Origin of the sequence: Polaromonas sp. JS666 (genome assembly GCF_000013865.1) — a bacterium.
Classification (GTDB): domain Bacteria; phylum Pseudomonadota; class Gammaproteobacteria; order Burkholderiales; family Burkholderiaceae_C; genus Polaromonas.
Genome location: NC_007948.1, coordinates 3,457,775 through 3,478,467, shown reverse-complemented (window position 1 = coordinate 3,478,467; position 20,693 = coordinate 3,457,775). Strand labels below are relative to the sequence as shown.

The 20,693-nt window shown below is 63.1% G+C and carries 16 protein-coding genes; 2 read left to right on the top strand and 14 right to left on the bottom strand.

Going from position 1 to position 20,693, the window contains the following annotated elements:
• Positions 1 to 285: 285 nt before the first annotated feature.
• From cobA to BPRO_RS16375, 7 genes are all read right to left on the bottom strand, one after another.
• Positions 286 to 1,110: a uroporphyrinogen-III C-methyltransferase gene (cobA, locus tag BPRO_RS16405; protein WP_011484190.1), complete on the bottom strand. Its 825-nt coding sequence runs from the start codon at positions 1,108 to 1,110 to the stop codon at positions 286 to 288.
• Complete coding sequence (ybiB, locus tag BPRO_RS16400; protein WP_011484189.1) at positions 1,107 to 2,012, bottom strand: DNA-binding protein YbiB; 906 nt, start codon at positions 2,010 to 2,012, stop codon at positions 1,107 to 1,109. Before ybiB ends, cobA begins: the two co-directional genes overlap by 4 nt.
• A gap of 42 nt (positions 2,013 to 2,054) precedes the next feature.
• Positions 2,055 to 5,063, bottom strand: coding sequence for a nitrate reductase (locus tag BPRO_RS16395; RefSeq protein WP_041389949.1), 3,009 nt, complete (start codon positions 5,061 to 5,063; stop codon positions 2,055 to 2,057).
• A gap of 216 nt (positions 5,064 to 5,279) precedes the next feature.
• Entirely contained in the window at positions 5,280 to 5,666 is a 387-nt protein-coding gene (nirD, locus tag BPRO_RS16390) for a nitrite reductase small subunit NirD (protein ID WP_011484187.1), read from the bottom strand.
• Between the two features lie 12 nt (positions 5,667 to 5,678).
• Positions 5,679 to 6,458 carry a type IV pili methyl-accepting chemotaxis transducer N-terminal domain-containing protein gene (locus BPRO_RS16385; RefSeq protein WP_011484186.1) on the bottom strand — a complete coding sequence of 260 codons (780 nt, stop codon included), beginning with the start codon at positions 6,456 to 6,458 and terminating at the stop codon, positions 5,679 to 5,681.
• Positions 6,459 to 6,490: 32 nt separating this feature from the next.
• Positions 6,491 to 8,923: a nitrite reductase large subunit NirB gene (nirB, locus tag BPRO_RS16380; RefSeq protein WP_011484185.1), complete on the bottom strand. Its 2,433-nt coding sequence runs from the start codon at positions 8,921 to 8,923 to the stop codon at positions 6,491 to 6,493.
• A gap of 4 nt (positions 8,924 to 8,927) precedes the next feature.
• Positions 8,928 to 9,131, bottom strand: a complete 204-nt coding sequence (locus BPRO_RS16375; RefSeq protein ID WP_041388886.1) for a hypothetical protein — start codon at positions 9,129 to 9,131, stop codon at positions 8,928 to 8,930.
• 260 nt (positions 9,132 to 9,391) lie between these two features.
• On the opposite strand from BPRO_RS16375, the gene BPRO_RS16370 reads away from it, so the two are divergent.
• Both BPRO_RS16370 and BPRO_RS16365 read left to right on the top strand, forming a co-directional pair.
• The gene (locus BPRO_RS16370) at positions 9,392 to 10,684 is read left to right on the top strand and encodes a type IV pili methyl-accepting chemotaxis transducer N-terminal domain-containing protein (RefSeq protein ID WP_011484184.1); all 1,293 of its coding nucleotides are present in this window, start codon (positions 9,392 to 9,394) and stop codon (positions 10,682 to 10,684) included.
• Positions 10,685 to 10,744: 60 nt separating this feature from the next.
• The gene (locus BPRO_RS16365) at positions 10,745 to 12,529 is read left to right on the top strand and encodes a bifunctional protein-serine/threonine kinase/phosphatase (protein ID WP_011484183.1); all 1,785 of its coding nucleotides are present in this window, start codon (positions 10,745 to 10,747) and stop codon (positions 12,527 to 12,529) included.
• A 304-nt stretch (positions 12,530 to 12,833) separates the two neighbouring features.
• Here BPRO_RS16365 and BPRO_RS16360 read toward each other — a convergent pair whose 3' ends face one another.
• The 7 genes from BPRO_RS16360 to BPRO_RS16330 form a co-directional block, all read right to left on the bottom strand.
• On the bottom strand, positions 12,834 to 14,045 hold the full coding sequence (locus BPRO_RS16360) for an MFS transporter (RefSeq protein ID WP_011484182.1): 1,212 nt from the start codon (positions 14,043 to 14,045) through the stop codon (positions 12,834 to 12,836).
• 210 nt (positions 14,046 to 14,255) lie between these two features.
• Positions 14,256 to 14,714, bottom strand: coding sequence for a chemotaxis protein CheX (locus BPRO_RS16355; RefSeq protein ID WP_157045813.1), 459 nt, complete (start codon positions 14,712 to 14,714; stop codon positions 14,256 to 14,258).
• Positions 14,715 to 14,724: 10 nt separating this feature from the next.
• The gene (locus BPRO_RS16350; protein WP_011484180.1) at positions 14,725 to 15,096 is read right to left on the bottom strand and encodes a response regulator; all 372 of its coding nucleotides are present in this window, start codon (positions 15,094 to 15,096) and stop codon (positions 14,725 to 14,727) included.
• A gap of 197 nt (positions 15,097 to 15,293) precedes the next feature.
• Positions 15,294 to 17,432 (bottom strand): ATP-binding protein, encoded by a 2,139-nt coding sequence (locus BPRO_RS16345; RefSeq protein ID WP_011484179.1) that lies wholly within the window; start codon positions 17,430 to 17,432, stop codon positions 15,294 to 15,296.
• Positions 17,433 to 17,495: 63 nt separating this feature from the next.
• Positions 17,496 to 18,308, bottom strand: coding sequence for an ABC transporter ATP-binding protein (locus BPRO_RS16340; RefSeq protein WP_011484178.1), 813 nt, complete (start codon positions 18,306 to 18,308; stop codon positions 17,496 to 17,498).
• Between the two features lie 29 nt (positions 18,309 to 18,337).
• Positions 18,338 to 19,324 carry a nitrate ABC transporter permease gene (gene ntrB / locus BPRO_RS16335; protein WP_011484177.1) on the bottom strand — a complete coding sequence of 329 codons (987 nt, stop codon included), beginning with the start codon at positions 19,322 to 19,324 and terminating at the stop codon, positions 18,338 to 18,340.
• A gap of 47 nt (positions 19,325 to 19,371) precedes the next feature.
• Entirely contained in the window at positions 19,372 to 20,616 is a 1,245-nt protein-coding gene (locus BPRO_RS16330; RefSeq protein ID WP_011484176.1) for a CmpA/NrtA family ABC transporter substrate-binding protein, read from the bottom strand.
• Between the last annotated feature and the right edge of the window lie 77 nt (positions 20,617 to 20,693).

Genomic DNA, 20,693 nt, shown 5'->3' with positions numbered 1-20,693 from the left:
CATAGCCGGTCTGCATGTCAAACCCATGAAATTCGGGGAGGGCGCCCCTGAAGACCGATTTTTCGGTCATTGGGGCGATGCGATTCGGGACAGGACGGGACGGTATTCCAGGCGTGTAGCAGGCGTGGAGTCAGGCAAAAGGAAAAGGGCCAAATCACCCGTTCTGTTGTGTTCGATGGCTGCTGGCACCGCAGGCCGTTGCGCGCCACCGCATGCCTCAGCATGTCTCAACGGACACCGTGGACTGCAGGGCTCAGAGCCGCAGCGCCTTAGTGTCTCAGAGCCTCAGCCAAACTCCCGCAGCTTCTGCTCTTCCGGATGCTCGGCCAGCAGGGCCACGCCGCGCAGTACATCGCCCACCACGATCACGCTGGGGCTCTGCAGGTGCTCGCGAGCTATCGTGGTGCGCATGGTGGCCAGGGTGGTGATTGCATGGCGCTGGCCCGGCAGGCTGGCGTTCTGGATGATGGCCACTGGGGTGTCCGCGGGCAGGCCCTGCAACAGCTGGTCCTGGATGTGCTGTGAACCCGTCACGCCCATGTAGATCACCAGGGTGAGCCTGGCCTGCGCGGCCGTTGCCGCCAGTGCGGCCCAGTCGGTGCCGGCATCGCCGGGCTTGGCGTGGCCGGTCACAAACACCACGCCATGTGCATGCTGGCGGTGCGTGAGCGGCACGCCCAGCGAGGTCACCGCCGCCAGCCCGGCAGTGATGCCGTTGATGACCTCCACCTCCACGCCGGCAGCCTTCAGGTGCTCGACTTCCTCGCCACCGCGGCCGAAGATGAAGGGATCACCGCCCTTGAGGCGCACGACGTTTTCGCCTTCGCGGGCCGCCATGATCATGAGCTTTTCGATGAAGGCCTGCGGGGTGGATTTGCAGCCGCCGCGCTTGCCCACATGGACGATGCGTGCGTCGGGCCGCGCAAACGCGACGATCTCGTCGCTGACGAGGTCGTCGACCAGCAGCACGGTGGCATTCTGGATGGCCTTGAGGGCCTTGAGGGTGAGCAGCTCCGGGTCGCCCGGGCCAGCGCCCACAAGCAGGCATCTGCCGCCGGCTACCAGGACGTGTTCACCATCGGGGGTGGGGCGGACCTTGCTGTTTTTCATAATTGCGAGACCAGTTGCAAGATATGTTCCACCTGCCGGGCAATCGATGCGGGCACGGCATGTGTACCCGAGAGGACCGCGCGGATATACGCGGCGGTACTGGCGCTGTCGATTTCTTTGGGCAGGTCTGGCACGCTGGCCAGGGTGCCCGGCTGCGAGGCCTGCAGCAGGGTGCGTTTGCCAGCGATAAAGGCTTCCATCTGCGGTGTGCGGCGCGCGTCGGCCACCACTTCGCCCTCGGTGCCGCGCAGCAGCAGCGCGTTGGCCTGGATGAGTTCGAATGTCTGCGCCATGGAGATTGCGTACTCGGGATGCGTGTAGCTGCTGACAACCAGGCTTTTGCCGAGGCAGGGGTTCATGATCTTGACCAGGCTGTGCGCCGGGTTGCGCAGGCCGACAGCACGCCGCACGTCCAGCAACTGCTTGAGTCCCGGGCACAGCAGCTCGGTGGCGGCAAAGGCCACCTCGCCGCTTGCTATGGTTCTGGTCGCTGTCAGTGCGTGGATGTCCAGGGCCGCGAGCACGTCTGAGGCAAAAATCCGGCTCGACTCGGTGGCGGTGCCGTGCACCAGCACCGGCAATCCTTCGCGCGCCAGCAGCAGCGCCAGCAGGGGCGTGAGCACCGGCAGCTTGCGGGCACCGTTGTAGCTCGGGAGCACAACCAGGGGTCGCTCGGTGGCGGGCAGGTGATTCAGCCGCTGGTACGTGGCGTCCAGAAAGCCCGCCATCTCTTCGGGCGTCTCACCCTTGATACGCATCGCCAGGCAAAAGCCGCCAATTTCGAGATCGGTCACCGTGCGGTCCAGCACCTGGCCGAACAGGTCGGCTGCCTGCTCGCGCGTGATCGCGCGGGCGCCCTGCTTGCCACGACCAATGACCTTGATGTACTGACTAATGCCCATGCGGCAATTGTCTGTCAAGAAAGATAACTTTTCATTATGAGCTTAAGCGAGCTGCCGGATCGGGATCACCGTACGCCCTTCGAGCCCTGACCCTGGAGGCTGCGTACTTCTGGCAGAGCGCACCAGCCGTTTGAGCTCGGGTACACAGGAGCCGCAGTTGGTGCCGCATTTCAGCGCGCCTTGCAGCGAGGCCAAGCGCTCCTCGTCGGTGCCCAGGTAGCCGGCGCCGCCCCCACCGTGGCTGACTGCGGTCAGGTGATCGGCGATGGCCGTGTCGGTCACGTTCAGGCAGGTACAGACCAGCTTGCCGCGCGACTGCACCGTGACAGGCGGTTTGGCGCCTGGCAGCAGCAGCAGGCGGCCGTAGGTTTGCGCGGGCAACTCGTCCTGCAGCAGGGTTTTGATCCAGGCCTGGGCGCTGGTGTCCCCGGCGAGCACAAACCCGGCCAGCTCGGCCTGATCGCCCTTGCGAACCAGCCGCACGGTGCGGTGCTGGCCTTTCTTTTTGTCGGCATAGCGCAGCGCATCGCTGCCGGCCAGGCCCAGGATGCGTTCTATGCTGGCCAGCGTTTCGGCGGACGGTGCTTCATCGGCCGCGGCGCGAAACAGCAGGCCGGTGCGTTCACGGCTGCTCTGCGCCAGCGGGGTGTTGTTGGAAAAGGGCACGCAACTGGAGAAGGGAAACGCCGCCATCAGCGGCTTGAGCTGTTCCCGCGCACCCAGCGCGTCGTCCTCGGGCAGCCAGGCCATGGCCAGCAGCGACCAGGGCAGCTCGGCCTTGAGGATCTTGACCGCGGCATGCTTGAGCTCGGGCTGTTTGGACGTGGGGCAGTAAGCCGACGTGGTGAGGGCGTTGACGCCCGCCAGCGGTGCGCCGGTGCTGGACCGGCCGCTCAGGTACTCCTCGCCCCAATGCATGGCGACAAAAGCCTGGCTCATGCCAATTTCGCTGCTGGACTGCACCGGTACCACGATGGAGCCGCGCTTGGAGGTGACGTGAACCAGGTCGCCTTCATTGAGCAGGCGCCGTGCCATGTCCTGCGCGTTCATCTGGATGGCGGGCTCGGCCACATGGCCGAACAGCCGCCCCAACGTGCCGGTGCGGCTCATGCCGTGCCAGTGGTCGCGCAGGCGTCCGGTGGTCAGCGAGAACGGATAGCGGGATTCGCGCGGCTCGGCTACTGGCTTGTAGACGGTGTTCACAAAGCGGGCCTTGCCGTCGGCGGTGGGGAAGATCCCGTCTTCGTACAGGCGAACCTTGCCCGTGGTTTCCCCTTCGCGCAGGGGCCATTGCTGGGGCGATTCTTCCAGCATGGCGTAGCTCATGCCGGTGATGTCGAGGTCGCGGCCGCGGGTGGACTCGCGGTGTTCGTTCCAGATGGTTTCAACGCCAGCGGCTTCATCGCTTAGCGAATAAGGAAAGAGCGAGCCTGTTCGCGCGCCCTCACCCCGGCCCTCTCCCAGAGGGAGAGGGAGCGAAGAAGGTGAATTGCTTGTCTCTTGTGTCTCTTGTATTACTCCCTCTCCCTTTGGGAGAGGGTTGGGGTGAGGGCTCTGCGCTCCAAGCAGTTTCTCCAGCCGCTGCGCAAAGGCCACGGCAATCGACCAGTCGTGCCGGGTCTCGCCGGGTGCGGGCACGGCCGGCCGCACACGGCTGATGCGGCGCTCGCTGTTGGTGACGGTGCCGGTTTTCTCGCCCCAGGTGGTGGCGGGCAGCAGCAGGTCGGCGTAATCGCAGCTGCTGGTGGTGGCAAAGGCTTCCTGCACCACGACGAACTCGGCCCGCTCCAGCGCGCGGCGCACGGTGGCCTGGTCGGGCATGGACTGGGCCGGGTTGGTGCAGGCAATCCACAGCGCCTTGATCTCGCCGTCGGCGGCGGCCTGGAACATCTCGACCGCTGTCTTGCCGGGCGCTTCGGGAACGCTGGGCACGCCCCAGAGCGCGGCCACTTCCGCGCGGTGGTCCGCATTGGCCAGGTCGCGGTGGGCGCTCAGCAGGTTGGCCAGCCCGCCGACCTCGCGGCCGCCCATGGCATTGGGCTGGCCGGTGAGCGAGAAGGGGCCGGCACCCGGCTTGCCGATCTGCGCCGTGGCCAGGTGCAGGTTGATGAGCGCCGCGTTCTTGGCGGTGCCGCTGCTGGACTGGTTCAGGCCCTGGCAGTACAGGCTCAGGGTGGCCGGTGATGTGGCAAACAGTTTGGCAGCCGTGAACAGGTCTTCCTTTTTGATACCGCAGGTTTCGGCGACCAGGTCGGGTGTGTAGTCGCGTACCGTGGCCTTGAGTGCCTCAAACCCGCTGGTGTGGGCCGCAATGTAGTCTGCCTTGACCCAGCCTTCCCAGAGCATGATGTGCAGCATGCCGTTGAACAGCGAGACATCGGTGCCGGGTTGAAGGGGCAGGTACAGGTCGGCGATCTCGGCCGTGTCGGTGCGGCGCGGGTCGCAGAAGATGATCTTGAGCTGCGGGTTTTTGGCCTTGGCATCTTCAATGCGCCGAAACAGGATGGGGTGCGCGTAAGCCGTGTTGCTGCCCACGATGAAGATGCACTGCGCGTGATTCACGTCGTCGTAGCAGGCGGGCGGGGCGTCGGCGCCCAGTGTCTGCTTGTAGCCGGCCACTGCGCTGCTCATGCACAGGCGCGAGTTGGTGTCGACGTTGTTGGTGCCAATCAGGCCCTTGGCCAGCTTGTTGAAGACGTAGTAGTCCTCGGTGAGCAACTGGCCCGAAATATAAAAGCCCACGGCATCCGGTCCGTGGTCGCGGATGATCTGCGCAAAGCTCTCGCTGGCGAAGTCCAGCGCGTTGTCCCACGACACGCGTTGCGCCGCCTCGTGGCGGTGCTCGCGCCGCATCGGATACAGCAGGCGCGTCTGCCGCGTGACAGGTGCGGTGGCAGTGAGGTGCAGGGTCGACCCCTTGGTGCACAGCCGACCGAAGTTGGCGGGATGGTCCGGGTCGCCCCGCACGCCCGTGATCTGATCGCCCTGCGATTCAATGATGACGCCGCAGCCTACACCGCAGTAGGGGCAGGTCGAACGTGTTTCACGCATCATGCATCGCCCCTACGGAGGTGTTTCAAGCTTATCGCCAGGCGATCGGCCGCGACAGTGGCAAGATCGCAGTAGGGGCAGGTCGAACGTGTTTCACGCATCATGCATCGCCCCTACGGAGGTGTTTCAAGCTTGTCGCCAGGCGATCGGCCACGGCAGCGGCACTATCGCGGCAGGGGCAGGTCGACCGGGCTTCTTTGGCATTCACATCAACAATCATGCGCCGGCAAGCACTTTGCTGGCGGGACCGGCCACGACGGCCTGCTGCTCCAGGGCCAATGTTGCCAGTTCGGTGGCGTCCAGGTGCACCACACCATCCGCGACATGGACGCTGAATTTCTGGGTGCAGCCGACATCCGGTGCCCTGGCGCAGCCGTCGGCCAGGCCGATCGTCCAGTTGTGCAGCGGGCAGGCCACGCTGGTGCCGAACACGATGCCCTGGCTCAACGGGCCGCCCTTGTGCGGGCAACGGTCCAGCAGGGCGAACACGACGTCTTCGTCATTGCGAAACACGGCCACATCCATGCCTTTTGCACGCGCCACGCGACGCGAGCCCAGCACCGGGATGTCATTGACCAGACAGATTTTTTTCCATTCACTCATGGCGACCACTCTTTATGTTTTGAGGTTGGTGTACAGGCTGGTGACGCGGTCCATGACGCTCAGCAGATTTTCGCTGGTCACAAACACATCAGACATCAGTTTTGGTGAGGACCGCATGCCGTCGAGCCGCTGCAGGCCCTGGTCGAAAAAGACCCATTGCGCATCGGCCAGGGCCAGTTCTTCCTTGATCTTCGAGGTTGCCTCGGGCGCGTTGCGCAAAGTCTCCAGGGCCGCCAGGAATTCCGAGCGCGCCTTGGCGATCTCGGCCATGCTGCCCTTGGGGTCGACCTGCAGGGCGTTGGCCAGGTAGAACTTGGCCATGCGCTGCGACAGCATGCGCTGACGCCCGGCAATGTTGACCAGCTTGCCTACCGATTTTCCGGAGGCCTGCTCGTACTGTTGTGTGCCCTGGTTGGCCAGCATGAGCAGGTTCGCATCCATCTGCATCACCTTGGGTACCAGTTCCCTGCTCGGCGCCGTGCCGACCAGCGTGCCCTTGAATTCGTTCCAGGACACGTCGAGCTTGCCGTAGGTGTCCCGAATGCTGGCACTGGGCGCGAAGGCCTTGAGTTCGACCAGTTGGCGGTCGAACAGCGCGACCGAGCGGTCCAGTACCTGCTGGGCGGTGCCCGGCTCCACCTGCTGCACCAGGGCCAGGTAGGCCTTGCTCATCCGCTGCGACAGCATCCGCTGCCGGCCTGCCTTGTTGATGGCATCGTTCATGTCAGCCACTTGCGAGTGAGCCGTCAGGCCAAACAACGCCGCCGACACAATAAAAATTCTTCGCTTCATGAGGAGTACTCCGTTGTGCGTCCGTGCTGCGCTCAGGCCGGCAACTTCTCGAACTGGCGTGTGTCCACGGCTGCCTTGCTGGTCTCGAGCCAGGGGTCGGGTGCTCCGTCGAGGCTGAATTGCAGGCGCTCCCATAGGGCCTTGCGGCCTTCGGCGTCGTCCAGAATCTTCTTCTTGACGTAGTCGAGACCGACACGGTGCAGGTAGTGCACCGTACGCTCCAGGTACCAGCCTTCCTCACGGTAGAGCTGCAGGAAGGCGCCGGCGTATTCCATCACCTCGCTGGAGGTCTTGACCTTCACCAGGAATTCCGCCACCTCGGTCTTGATGCCGCCGTTGCCGCCCACGTAGATCTCCCAGCCGGAGTCCACGCCGATCACGCCCACGTCCTTGATGCCGGATTCGGCGCAGTTGCGCGGACAGCCGCTGACCGCCAGCTTGACCTTGTGCGGTGCATACATGGCCCAGAGCGCGTGCTCCAGGTCCTTGCCCATCTGCGTAGAGTCCTGCGTGCCGAAGCGGCACCATTCGCTGCCCACGCAGGTCTTCACCGTGCGCGTCGCCTTGGCATAGGCCAGGCCACTGGGCATGCCGAGGTCCTGCCAGACGCTCTGCAGGTCTTCCTTCTTCACGCCCAGCAGGTCGATGCGCTGGCCGCCCGTCACCTTGACGGTGGGAATCTGGTACTTGTCGGCCACGTCGGCGATGCGACGCAGGTCGTTCGGCGTGGTGTGGCCGCCCCACATGCGCGGGATCACGCTGTAGGTGCCGTCCCGCTGTATGTTGGCGTGGCTGCGTTCGTTGATGTAGCGGCTTTGCGGGTCATCCTTGGCCTCCTTGGGCCAGGTGCTGATCAGGTAGTAGTTGATGGCGGGGCGGCAGGACGCGCAGCCGTTGGGCGTGCGCCACTCCATGGTCTTGTAAACGTCAGCGATGGTCAGAAGGTGCAGCGACTTGATGGTGTCGCGCACCTCCTGATGGCTGTGGTCGGTGCAGCCGCACACGGCCTTTTTCTTGGGGGTGGCCGAGTAGTCGCCACCGGCCGTGAACATCAGGAGCTGCTCGACCAGGCCGGTGCAGGAGCCGCACGAAGCGCTGGCCTTGGTGTGCTTGCGCACTTCGTCGAGTGTGAACAGGCCTTTTTCCTTGATAGCCTTGCAGATGGTTCCTTTGGTGACACCGTTGCAGCCGCAGACCTCGGCGTCATCGGGCATGGCGGCTGCCTTGCTGTGGCCTTCGTGGCCGGTGTCGCCGATATTGGATTCGCCAAACATCAGCTTGTCGCGGATGTCGCTGACGCTGCGCCCATCGCGCAGCAGCTTGAAGTAATAGCTGCCGTCGACGGTGTCGCCGTACAGGCAGGCGCCAATCAGCTTGTCGCCCTTGATGACCAGTTTCTTGTAAACCCCGCCGAAGGGGTCGCTCATCACGATCTCCTCGGTGCCCTCGCCGCCCATGAATTCGCCGGCGCTGAACAGGTCAATGCCGGTGACCTTGAGCTTGGTGGACGTCAGGGAGCCGGTATAGCGGCCAATACCGAATTGCGCCAGGTGATTGGCGGCTACCTTGGCCTGCTCGAACAGCGGCGCCACCAGGCCGTAGGCGATGCCGCGGTGCGCAGCGCACTCGCCGACGGAATAGATGCGGGCATCGGTCACGGTCTGCATGGTGTCGTTGACGACGATGCCGCGGTTGCAGTGCAGGCGCATCTTTTCGGCCAGCTCGGTGTTGGGGCGGATGCCCACGGCCATCACCACGAGATCGGTGTCGAGCTCGCTGCCGTCCTTGAACTTGATGGACTTGACACGGCCATCGGCGCCGCCGGTCAGTTCCTGGGTTTGCGCGCCGATCAGGAACTTGAGGCCGCGGTCTTCCAGCGACTTTTGCAGCAGTTTGCCCGCCACATCGTCGAGCTGGCGCTCCATCAGCCAGGGCATGACGTGCACCACGGTGACCTCCATGCCGCGCAGCATCAGGCCGTTGGCTGCTTCCAGGCCCAGCAGGCCGCCACCGATCACCACGGCCTTTTTGTACTTCTGCGCCGCCTCAATCATGGCGTTGGTATCGGCAATGTCGCGGTAGGCAATCACGCCCTGCAGGTCTTTGCCGGGCACCGGCAGGATGAAGGGGTTGGAGCCGGTGCACATCAGCAATCGGTCGTATTCTTCTTCGGTGCCGTCCTCGGCGCGCACGACGCGGCGGACGCGGTCGACTTCAACGACCTTCTTGCCGGCGTGCAGCGTGATGTGGTTGTCCTTGTACCAGTCCCAGCTGTTGAGCACGATCTCGTCGAGCGTCTGCTCCCCGGCCAGCACGGGGCTGAGCAAAATGCGGTTGTAGTTGGGGTGTGGTTCGGCACCGAAGACGGTGATGTCGTACAGCTCGGGTGCGATCTTGAGCAATTCCTCGATGGTGCGAACCCCCGCCATGCCGTTGCCGACCATTACCAGTTTCGATTTTTTCATGGGGTCACTCCAGTGGATTCAGATTCAATGTTGTAAGTGCAAACGGCATGCCAAACTGGCCGCGACGCAGTGCCGGCAGCGCAGAGGCAAGCAGTGACAAGGCGGCGCTCCCGCGGCTGCCCACGAGGGCCGGCGTGGCGGTCAGTCGCGCAGCAGGGCCCGTGGCCTGGCCGCCTGGTCGATATTGGAAAAATGAGGTAGGAACCATGATGCTCTCTCCTGTCAAACAGGGAACCGGCGGTAAAACCGGTATGAGGCACATCAATACGCACGTCGTTATGCGCAGAACCCGCAGTGCTTTCGCGAAGGTCGGGCGCTCCGTTACGCCCGCAGCAGTTAGTGCAAAATCTGTGCCATATCCCCGGCCCGGAAGGTGCATGTCGTCGGCGGGGCGACTTTCAGGAGGCGCGACGTGGGCGTCGCACAGGCTGTGTTTTCTTCATATTCCCTCTTAACCCATTGATTTTTATGACTTCCGCATTGGTACATTTGAACGGCCCGCCGGGTGCGCATCCGCTGGCTTCTGACCTTGAGGCCGCCGGAATACAGGTCCTTGGCTGCGTTGGGGAGTGCAGCAAACTGGTGCAGGAGGCACTGCGGCACGCACCAGATGTGGTGATTTGCTATGACCCTCTGCCGGATGAGGAATTGTTCAGGGCCCTGCAGGTCATTGGCGAGACCTCGTCGCGCCCGGTGATCGTGTTTACCAGCGATGGGGACGCCGAGAAGATCACCCGGGCCGTGGCTGCGGGCGTTCATGCCTACGTCATCAATGGCTATGGCCCGCAGCGCCTGCGCTCGCTCATTCATCTGGCGCAGGCCCGCTTCAGCCGCGAGCAGGCTCTGCGGGCGGAAATGTTTGAAGTGTCGCGCCGCCTGGAAGAGCGCAAGGTGGTGGACCGAGCCAAGGGCATCCTGATGCGCGCGCGCCAGGTCTCGGACGATGATGCGTTCCAGATGCTGCGCACCGCTTCCATGCACACCAACCAGCGCCTGGGCCAGGTGTCGCAGCACATCATCCATTCGGCCCGCTTCGCGGAAGACGTCAACCGTTCGGGGCAGTTACGCATGCTGTCGCAGCGGCTGGTGAAGCTGGCCCTGCAGCAATTGGCGGGGGTGCAGGTCGCGCAGGCCAAACAGCACCTGAAGGAGTCCGTCCTGCGCATTGACGCAAATATTGTGGCTCTCGGCAAAAGCCTGTCCCAGCCTACCTTTGGGGACCTGCTGGAGCAGGTAGGCCGGACCTGGGCGCAGCTGAAGCAGGCCTTGCAGGACGAGCCCCAGGCGCGTCACATGGGCCCGCTCGACGAACTGGCCGAGCAGTTGCTGCACGAAGCCGAGCGGCTGACCAGCAGCCTGGAGAACGCGGGTGCCATGCCTCCGTTGCAGGTCCTCAACCTGGCGGGCCGCCAGCGCATGTTGAGCCAGCGTTTCGCAAAATACGCCTTGCTGGAGGCGATGGGTGGCAAGGCTGCCACGCCACGCTACACCGAGGGCATGGCCGAATCCCGGGCGGCCTTCGAGCAGGCACTCAAATACCTGAACGAAATCCCCCTCACCAGCGGGGACATCCGCACCTCGTTGGACGCTGCCGCCGCGTGCTGGGAGCACATGCTGGCCGGTGCCGCACCCGTTGGGCAGGGTGCCCCGGAACTGCTCGAGCGCCTGGAGCGCCTGGCGGTGGCCAGCGAGGAATTGCTGGGTATCTTCGAGAGGCTGTCGGTGCATTACGAGCGCAGCATGCAGATGTTGGTGGGGTAACGGGCATGTTTTATATTGCAGTGCACCAAATTCGGGCATGGGACTTGCTTATGTTGGTGCATGGCATTTGACCTGGACATTGGCTTCGCAACGCTTGCGGGCCGCAAAGACAGCAACGAGGACTTCTGCGCGGCCATGCTGCCGGAGCCCGGCCGGGAGGGCATGGGGTCCATCGTCGCGATTGCCGACGGTGTGAGCACCGGCGGCATGGGTAAGGAGGCGGCACAAACCACCGTCACCAGCCTGGTACGCGATTACTACGGTACGCCTGAAACCTGGGAAACCACGGTGGCGTTGGACCGGATCATTGGCGCGCAGAACGCCTGGCTGGCGGGTCTGAACCGGCGCAGGCATCCGGCGATCGGCCTGACCACCCTGACGGCAGTGGTGTTGCGGGGGCAGTCGTATTCACTGGCCCATGTCGGCGACACCCGCGCGTACCTGCTGCGTGCCGGGCATCTGATGCAGCTCACCAGCGACCATGTGGTCGATCACCCGGATTTCCGGCATCAGCTGCTGCGCTGCGTGGGCGCGGAAGACCGCCTGGTGGTGGACTACTCCCAGGGTGACCTGCAGGTGGGCGATATTTTCGTGCTGCTGTCGGATGGGGTGCACAACGTACTGTCGGGCAAGCGGCTCGATGCTCTGGTCCTGCCCGCCAGTATTCCCGGGCGTGCCGGAGACACCGGGGTTGACGCGAAAACCCTCAGCCAGCGGCTGGTCGATGCCGCGATGGCCGCAGGCACGACGGATAACGTCACCGCCCTGGTGGTGCGCGTGCTGGGCTTGCTCGATGCGAACCTGCAGGATGAAAACCGCCAGGCGCTGGCCTTGCCGGTGCCGCGGCGGCTCAAGGTCGGCAGCCTGCTGGATGGCCTGTCCGTGACCGCCGTCGTTGCAGACAACGGCGTCAACTTGCTCTATCAGGTACGGGATGTCGCGAGCCAGAAACTCTATGCGATCAAGACGCTGCACCCCGCACGGGCGCAGGATCCCGAGGAGCGCGCCATGCTGGCCCACGAAGCCTGGCTGGCCAAGCGCATGCAGTCGTCCCGCGCGGCCGACCATCTGGTCAACCTGCATGACCATCCGCCGGGCGTCGAGGTAGCCAGCGCTTTTTACCTGCTCTACGACTGGCATGCCGGTGAAACACTTCAGCAGCAACTCGACCGCAAGCATGCCTTCAACCTGCCACAGGTCCTGACGGTGGCCACCCAGGCTGCGAAAGCCTTGGGCCGCCTGCACCGCCAGAGCGTGATCCACCGTGACATCAAGCCCGCCAACCTGCACCAGGGTGAGGACGGCATTCTTCGGGTGCTTGATCTGGGGGTTGCCCTGACGGGCCGCGAGCCCGAGGCCATGCGCCAGCTGCATGCAGGCACACCCAGCTACATCAATCCCGAGCAATGGGGCTTTGGGGTCAAGCCCGGCGGCGCTGGCGGCGACATCGCGCAAGAGCTGCCCGATGCGCAAAGCGACCTGTTCGCGCTCGGCGTGACGCTGTACCAGCTGCTGACCGGCAAGCTGCCGTACGGTGAGGTGCTGCCCTACCAGGCAGGGCGCTATTACCACGACCCGATCCCGCCAAGCCGCCACAACCCCGAGGTGCCGATCTGGCTGGATCATGTCGTGTTGAAGGCCGTGGCGCGCGACAAGCGCCAGCGATTTGAAACGGCCGAGGAACTGCTGCTGGCGCTGGAGCGGGGCGCCTCACGGCCGCTAACGGCGCCGCCGGCTACGCCTTTGATCCAGCGCGATCCCGCGGCCTTATGGAAGTTGGCGTTGGGGGTCAGTGTGCTATTCAATCTTTTGCTGGTTTACTGGTTGCTGTTTTTGCCAAGGTAGCGTTCTTCTTTGGAGTTTCAGCTGTTTGTCCCTGTAGGATGGGTGCGGATAGCTACTGAATTGATCGTGTAGGGGACTTGCGGAGGATTGAGGCCGGGGGGGTAGCCCGCCAAGGCGAGTCCCGGCCCGGTCGTACATATAACGAACCCACGATCTTTAGACATTCGCAGCACAGGTCAGGCGCCACGCGCGCTCCGCGCGACCTCGCTTTTAGTTCCGACACGCTTCGCTTAACTTTGCCGAAGCAAAGTTGGTCTCCACTGAAAGGGAGGCTCGGCGCTGCGCGCCGTATCGGCTGCGCTGATCACGCGCTCCGCGCGCGACCTCCCTTTTCAGCCCAGGTCCGGGTCCAGCGGATTTGCATCACCCGCAGCATCACCAGCATGACGACGGCCAGGATGGCGAAAGCCACAAAGCCCCAGAGGTAGGTATTGGTGTACTGCTTGCTCAGGCCCATGGCGTTGGGAATGAAGCCGCCCCCAAGAGCGCCCACCTCGCCAATCATGGAGCCCGCCACCGCCGTGGCCAGCGGCCAGCGCAGCGGCACCAGCTGGAACAGCGCGCCGTTGCCGGCACCGAGCGCTGCAAAGCAGACCATGAAGAGCAGGGTGGTGACGGTGAGCGAATTGCCGGCCAGGCCGCACAGCACCAGGGTGAAGGCGACCACCACCAGCACGCCGCTCAGGGTGTTGATGCCGCCCACGCGGTCAGAGATGTAGCCGCCGACCACGCGCACGGCTGAGCCCATGAGTGCTGCCAGCATGGTGAGCTGGCCTGCCTGCACCTTGGTGACGCCGAACTGGTCGTAGAAGTAGGTGGGCAGGAAGCTGGCCAGGCCGATGAAGCCGCCGAAAGTGATGATGTAGATCAGGCTGAACGCCCAGCCGTCCTTCTCGAACAGGCAGGCGATGTGCTGGCGGAAGGTCTGGTGCTCGATGTCGGGCGGCTCTTTCGCGAAGACGACCATTACCACCATCGGGATCAGCATGAAGAAGGCCGCCAGGCCGTAAACCGTCTGCCAGCCATAGACCATGGCCAGTGGCGGTGCGAACAGCACGGCTAGCACGGTGCCGGAGTTGCCGGCGCCGGCAATGCCCATGGCCAGGCCCTTGTACTTGGGCGGGAACCAGCCCGAACCCAGCGACAGCGCCACGCCGAAGCTCGCGCCGGCGATGCCCAGCAGCACGCCCATGGCTAGCACATGGTCGTACGCGCTGATGAAGAAGTAGCCGTAGGCCAGCGCCAGAATAATCATGCCCATTTCGACCAGCGCAGCATTTTTGCGGCCGATGTATTGCGCCAGAATGCCCAGCGGAAAGCGCATGAGGGCGCCCGCCAGAATGGGCACCGAAATCATGAAGCCCTTCTGCGCCGCCGTCAGATGAAAGGTCTCGCTGATGAACGGCGCCATGGCCCCATTCAATACCCAGACCGCAAAGCAGAAATCGAAGTACAGGAAGGCGGCGAACAAGGTCGGAGCATGGCCCGATTTGAGAAAGGTGCGGAATCCCGCCATGGTGCAAATCCTCTGTGAATTGAAATAAAAATTCACAAAGTTAGTGCAAAAGTCGTGCCAACTTGGGGCGCGAGCGGCGCACCCTTGCGGAGCAGTTCAGCGCTGATCGCCGGTTTCTTTTGGTGCGTTGCACATATTGCGTGCATGTGGGCGCGGCCAGCGAGGCCAGCGCAGCTCACAAGCGGCAAGCGTGGGGGTGTTTAGTGTTTTTCAGTGCCTGCGTTCCATGTCCACGGACACCAGGGCCTCGTAGTGGTTCCAGCTCAGGGTGATCACGTACGGATGCTTGCGCACCCTGGCTTTGATGCCTTGCACGCCGTGCAGCTTGATCGGAACCGATATCTGGAGTTCCGGTCCCAGGGCCTTGCGGGCATTGCCGGCCAGTGTGTTGGCGATTTCGCCGACAGCGTCCAGCAGGTTGCTGTCGCTCAGGTCGGTCTCGTGCTGCAGCAGCAAAATTTCGCGCACCAGTTTGGCCGGCATCGACACGATGACATGGCCATTGTGGCTGCCTGAAAAAGTGACGAGGCCGTTGAATTCAAAGCCTTCAACATCCCCCGTCCCGAGAAAGGCCGAGGTGATCTGGGGTTCTTGCCGGGTGGTGACTTTCAGGTAATGCCTGATGGAGTCAATGAACAGTTTGAGGTCGGTTTCGTTGAGCGTGGCCACAAAGCTCTCCTTAGCGGGCATCGGCAACGTCAAGCAATGCAATTTGCAGCTCTTCGTCGGTAAAAGGTTTGGCAACAAAGCCGCGCGCACCCAGCTTGAGCGCCTGGATCGCGGTTGATTTGTCGCTCAGTGCGCTGACCACCAGAATGTTGATCTTCGGATCGAACTTCAGCAGGGCCTGAATGCATTCGATGCCGTCCATTTCGGGCATGGTCAGGTCCATGGTGACCACCTCGGGATGCGTGGCCTTGGCAATGCGCACAGCCTCCACGCCATTCTTGGCAAGGCCTGCGAGCACAACGCCCTTGAGGCCGCCGTTCTGGACCACCCGCGAGATGCGGGTCCGGATCATGTTGGAGTCGTCAACGATTAACAGTCGCATGGTGCTACTCCTCTTTGTGGTTTTTCTGTGGGGGCCACAGTGCGCCGCGCCGGGCCGCCCCGAGCAAGCACAGCCCCTTAGGGACTTCAATCCAGATCAAGCAGGGGCCGCGGGACTGGCTTTGCCAGACCGCAGGCGCAGCAGCCCCCCCGGGGGGCAGCGCATTACACGAAGTGAAAAGCGTGGGGGCCATATTTCTACGCCGCAAAACTGATCTTGAATTCGGTGTGCTGGCCTGGCGTGCTCGACAGCAGCAGGCGTGCGCCCAGGTTTTGCACATTCGCCTGCACCAGATCCAGGCCGACGCCGCGGCCGGCATGCCGGGACGTGGCCAGGGCCGTGGAGAAGCCGGGCTTGAAGATGTGCGCGATGACCTGCTTGTCGCTGAATCCTTGCAGCTGTTCGGCGCTATACCAGTTCAGCTCCAGCAGGCGCTGGCGTACCTGGGCCGCATTGAGGCCGACGCCGTCGTCGCGAACACTGAGCTGCCACTGGCTGTTTTCACCGCGGGTGAGGTTGACCTCAATTTGTCCTTCAGCGGGTTTTTGCGATGCCAGCCGGCTGGAGGGGGGTTCGACGCCATGCACCACGGCATTGCGCACCAGCTGGATGGCGATTTCGCGCACCAGGTCGATCTTGTCGGCCGCCATGTCCAGGGCGCTGCTCATGCGCACCGTGGCGTTGATGCGTTTGCCGCAGTCGTTACCCACATCGGTGGCCAGTTTCGTCAGCGTGGCGTTCAGCGCCTGCGCTGAGCCCTCCGTCGACTGGGTCTCGCCACCGGCTTTTCTCCGGCCCAATGCCTTGAACGAGGCAACCTTGTTCAGCAGGTCCTCCAGCGGCAAGGGCAGGGCCAGCAACGCGTCGCCGGTGGCGGCGCCGCTGTCTTTGAGCTTTTGCAGTTCATTTTCGAACTGGTGGGCCAGCGTGGCCAGAATTTCCAGGCCCAGGGAGGCCGCATCACCCTTGATGGCGTGGATGCGGCGGTAAGCACCGTCCACGGCCTTGAGCACCTGTATTTCGGACGCTGCGGATGACGTGCTGCGCAGCAGGTCATTGACCTCCAGCAGCGAGGCTTCGGCCCGTTCGACAAACGCCCGCATCATGGCCGGATCGGTTTCAAAGGCCTTGAGCATCATGGACAGCTCTTTTTGCGAGCGTTGACGCTCGCCGGCCAGCCTGGCTTGCAGTTCCACTTTCTCCGTGATGTCCTGCACGGTCACCAGCAGGTGGTGAACCGTGTCGTCTTCCTGCACCCGGTTGAAGTGAAAAGACAGGTATCGGGTGGTGTCCTGGCCCAAGCGGTTGCGCACCGTGAGCTCCACTTCTGCCAGCGGGTTGATGCCCTGGACCAGCTGCTCCTTGACGTGCGGCGAGAACAGCAGCTGGACATAGTCCCGCGCATCGTTGAGCGCCTTCTCCGACACCAGGGTCGACAGCAGTTCAAAGAAGTTCTGCCCGGGTAAGAGCGACCGGCCGAACAGTTCGTGGGCCGACCGGGACAGTTGCGAGCCCAGGCGGTTGTCGGGCGTGAGCAGGAACAGGCCTTCGCGCACGCTGACAAGAATCTCGCGATTCTCTTCGTTGGCGGCCTCGATGGCGGCATCCGAGGTATTGAGGCGGCGCAGGAACTTGAACAGGATGAAGGCAAAGTTGAGCAGCGCCAGCACAATGCCGCCGGTCTGCACCATGCGCAGCGTGGTGGCGCGGTCCGATGCCACCGCCTCCAGCGCCGTGGTCAATTCGTTCATCAGGCCCAGCAGCTTGAGGTTGTTGGCCTTGGCGTATTCCACCGCGGCCTGCAGTTCGGGTTCGCTGGCTGTTCCCGCGAGTACCGGTGCCAGTCTTTCCTGGTAGGGGGTCCAGATGTCCTGCGCCTTTTTCAGGATCTCGACCGCCTTGGCGCCGTGGGCGGCGTGCAGAACCACCGGTTTGCCGTCGCCGCCCGGCACCGTGCCGCCAGACTGGAAGCCCTTCAGAGACACGTCGAATAGCCGCACGGCGTTCTTGAGTTCCTCGATTTCCTTCTCGGCCGGAAAACCCTTGGCGCGCGCGGCATCCGTTGCCAGCAGGGCCTTGGCCGTGCGCTGCGACAGCATGCGCTGGCGACCGGACAGGTTGACGCCCAGGGCGTCCTCGGCGATCTGGAAGGATGTGTAAAAGTTCAGGACCAGAACACCCAGGTCGAACAGCAAAAACAGAGCCACCGCGATGATGATTTCCCGGTATTTGCCGAGCGAAGCAAGGCCGCCGGAGCGTGTTCGCCGTGTGTTGAGCGACCGACTTTGCAGTGCGGCGGCCCTCCTGGATGCTGGGGCAGGTAAAACGGCAGACATGGGGAAATCCTTCTTGGCGGGAATTGCGGGGCGATCAGTTCGTTTTGGCCCGGCTCTCTTTTTTCAGGCCGCTTTCTCTACATGAGCCTGGCGGGTGTAAAGAAAATCAATCACTGCCTTGCGGTACTGCAGGTACTGCGCGCTTTCCGCCAGTGCCACGCGGTTACGCGGTCTGGGCAGTTCGACGGCAAGAACTTCACCAATGGTGGCGGACGGGCCATTGGTCATCATCACGATGCGGTCGCTCAGCAGCACGGCTTCGTCCACATCGTGGGTCACCATCACCACCGTGCTTTGGGTGCTGGCAACAATTTGCAGCAGCTCGTCCTGCAGCTTCGCGCGGGTCAGGGCATCCAGGGCGCCGAAGGGCTCGTCGAGCAGCAGCACCTTGGGCTCCATCGACAGTGCGCGCGCAATGCCCACGCGCTGCTTCATGCCGCCGGAGATTTCGCCGGGGCGCTTCTGTGCGGCCGGGGTCAAACCCACCATGGCCAGCGCCGCATCGGTGCGGGCCTTGAGCTGCGCCTTGCTTTCTGTTTCTGCAAAGACGCGTTCCACAGCGAGGTAGACGTTCTCAAAGCAGGTGAGCCAGGGCAGCAGGGAATGGTTTTGAAACACCACGGCGCGTTCGGGGCCCGGCCCCGAAATTTCGCGGTTGGCGCAGAGCAGGCTGCCCTGGGTGGGTGTGGTCAGGCCGGCAATCAGGTTGAGCAGGGTGGACTTGCCGCAACCGGAATGGCCGATCAGCGCGACGAATTCACCGCGGGCGACCGTGAGGTTGATATTCTGCAGCGCGCAAAACGGACCTTTCTTGGTCTTGAAGGTCTGCTCGACGCCCTGGATTTCGATGTACTTGGTGGTGAAAGATGTGCTCATGGTCGTCATCCTCGGTTGTTTGGGGGTTATCAGTTCTTCACTTCTTCGAACGTGAAGGCCGTGGCGAGCTTGATCAGCGCAAACTCCAGCACCAGCCCCACAATGCCGATCACGAAAATCGCGATGATGATGTTCTTGACGTTCAGGTTGTTCCACTCGTCCCAGACCCAGAAGCCGATGCCGACGCCACCGGTCAGCATTTCGGCTGCCACGATCACCAGCCAGGCGGTGCCGACGGCCAGGCGCACACCGGTCAGCATGTAGGGCAGCACGGCAGGAAAGAGGATCTTGCTGACGATCTTCCACTCCGACAGGTTGAGCACCCGCGCCACGTTCATGTAGTCCTGGGGCACGCGCTGCACGCCCACGGCGGTGTTGATGATCATGGGCCAGATCGAGCAGATGAAGATGGTCCAGATGGCGGCCGGGTTGGCGCCCTTGAACACCAGCAGGCCGATCGGCAGCCAGGCCAGCGGCGAGACGGGGCGCAGCAGGCTGATCAGCGGGTTGAACATGCGGCTCAAAAAGTCGAAGCGGCCAATCATGAAGCCGACCGGAATGCCGACGATGGCCGCCATGCCGAAGCCCATGGCCACGCGTTTGAGCGACGACAGCACGTTCCAGCCCACGCCCTGGTCATTCGGTCCCTTGTTGTAGAAGGGGTCGCTGAACACCTGCACGGCCTGCGTGAAGGTGTCCCTGGGCGAGGGAATGCTGGCGCCAGTGCCCACGGAGACCAGCTCCCACACCAACACCAGCAGGCCCAGGCCCAGCAGGGGTGGCAGGATGGCGAGCCAGAGAAAGGAAGAGTCCCATGGCTGCCGGGACGCGGCAGGTGCGGCTGCGGCCACTGGGACCGCGGTGGCGGATGGGGCTGGATTCTTCATGTCATTGAGGGCTGGCGCCCCGGGTTTGTGCGCGGTGGCTGCTATTGAATTGGCAGCACTGCGTTCGCTGCTTCGAGCGGCTGGCGCTGCTGCGGCGTCCAGCGGATTGTGGAATACGGCACTGACCATGGTGTCACGTCCTTTGGTGGGATATTGATGAATGCTCGGCGGCTATTTCAGGCGCGGACCTTGAAGCCATCGGCGTACTTTTTCGGATCCTTGCCGTCCCATACCGTGCCGTCGATCAGCTTGCTGGTGCGCATCACGTCTTTCGGAACGCTGACCTTGGCCGCCGCTGCGGCCTGCTTGTAGATGTCGATCTGGTTGATCTGTTTGGCCACGGCCAGGTAGTCGGGGTGGTCCTTGATCAGACCCCAGCGCTTGTGCTGCGTGAGGAACCACATGCCGTCGGAGAGGTAGGGGAAGTTGACCGCGCCGTCATTGAAAAACTTCATGTAGTTCGGGTCATCCCAGGTCTTGCCCATGCCATTCTGGTAGCGGCCCAAAATGCGCTGGTTGATGGCGTCCACGCTGGTGTTGACGTAGGCCTTGTCGGCTACGGTCTCGGCCATCTTGTTTTTGTTGGTCAGGCTGGCGTCAATCCATTTGCCGGCTTCGATGATCGCGGCCGTCACAGCCCGTGTGGTGTTGGGGTATTTTTTGGTGAACTCTGCCGTGGTGCCCAGCACTTTTTCAGGGTGATCTTTCCAGATGTCCTGCGTCGTCACGGCGGTGATGCCGATGCCGTCCATGATGGCGCGGTGGCCCCAGGGTTCGCCCACGCAAAAGCCGTCCATATTGCCCACGCGCATGTTCGCGACCATCTGCGGCGGCGGCACGGTGATGACTTTGGCATCCTTCATCGGATTGATGCCGTTGGCGGCCAGCCAGTAGTACAGCCACATGGCGTGCGTGCCGGTGGGGAAGGTCTGGGCGAAGGTGTACTCGCGTTTTTCGCTGGCCATCAGCTTGGCCAGGCCCGCACCGTCGACGGCACCCTTGTCTGCCAGCTTTTTGGACAGTGTGATGGCCTGGCCGTTGTTGTTGAGGGTCATCAGAACGGCCATGTCCTTCTTGGGGCCGGCCGTGCCCATGTGCACGCCGTAAATCAGGCCGTAGAGCACGTGGGCGAAGTCGAGCTCGCCGTTGACCAGCTTGTCACGCACGCCGGCCCAGCTGGCTTCCTTGGTGGGAATGATCTTGACGCCGTATTTCTGGTCAATGCCCAGTACCGAGGCCATGACCACCGAGGCGCAATCGGTCAGCGGGATGAAGCCGATCTTCACTTCCTTCTTTTCCGGGGCGTCGGAACCCTGGGCATACACGGCGGCGCGCAGTGCCGGGTTGATGCCGACGGCACCTACTGCGGCGGCCTGAAGAACCGTGCGGCGTGTCAATGAAGATTTCAGCAGTTCAGTCATGTCAGCGTCTCCAGAAAATAAAAATAAAAAAGCAAAAACAACATTCGGAAAACAAAAAAGGCGCTCGACCCGGGCAT

Excerpts from the sequence above, each read along its gene's own strand:
- cobA (WP_011484190.1), bottom strand. The coding sequence starts at position 1,110 with ATGAAAAACAGCAAGGTCCGCCCCACCCCCGATGGTGAACACGTCCTG.
- ybiB (WP_011484189.1), bottom strand. The coding sequence starts at position 2,012 with ATGGGCATTAGTCAGTACATCAAGGTCATTGGTCGTGGCAAGCAGGGC.
- BPRO_RS16395 (WP_041389949.1), bottom strand. The coding sequence starts at position 5,063 with ATGCGTGAAACACGTTCGACCTGCCCCTACTGCGGTGTAGGCTGCGGC.
- nirD (WP_011484187.1), bottom strand. The coding sequence starts at position 5,666 with ATGAGTGAATGGAAAAAAATCTGTCTGGTCAATGACATCCCGGTGCTG.
- BPRO_RS16385 (WP_011484186.1), bottom strand. The coding sequence starts at position 6,458 with ATGAAGCGAAGAATTTTTATTGTGTCGGCGGCGTTGTTTGGCCTGACG.
- nirB (WP_011484185.1), bottom strand. The coding sequence starts at position 8,923 with ATGAAAAAATCGAAACTGGTAATGGTCGGCAACGGCATGGCGGGGGTT.
- BPRO_RS16375 (WP_041388886.1), bottom strand. The coding sequence starts at position 9,131 with ATGGTTCCTACCTCATTTTTCCAATATCGACCAGGCGGCCAGGCCACG.
- BPRO_RS16370 (WP_011484184.1), top strand. The coding sequence starts at position 9,392 with ATGACTTCCGCATTGGTACATTTGAACGGCCCGCCGGGTGCGCATCCG.
- BPRO_RS16365 (WP_011484183.1), top strand. The coding sequence starts at position 10,745 with ATGGCATTTGACCTGGACATTGGCTTCGCAACGCTTGCGGGCCGCAAA.
- BPRO_RS16360 (WP_011484182.1), bottom strand. The coding sequence starts at position 14,045 with ATGGCGGGATTCCGCACCTTTCTCAAATCGGGCCATGCTCCGACCTTG.
- BPRO_RS16350 (WP_011484180.1), bottom strand. The coding sequence starts at position 15,096 with ATGCGACTGTTAATCGTTGACGACTCCAACATGATCCGGACCCGCATC.
- BPRO_RS16345 (WP_011484179.1), bottom strand. The coding sequence starts at position 17,432 with ATGTCTGCCGTTTTACCTGCCCCAGCATCCAGGAGGGCCGCCGCACTG.
- BPRO_RS16340 (WP_011484178.1), bottom strand. The coding sequence starts at position 18,308 with ATGAGCACATCTTTCACCACCAAGTACATCGAAATCCAGGGCGTCGAG.
- ntrB (WP_011484177.1), bottom strand. The coding sequence starts at position 19,324 with ATGGTCAGTGCCGTATTCCACAATCCGCTGGACGCCGCAGCAGCGCCA.
- BPRO_RS16330 (WP_011484176.1), bottom strand. The coding sequence starts at position 20,616 with ATGACTGAACTGCTGAAATCTTCATTGACACGCCGCACGGTTCTTCAG.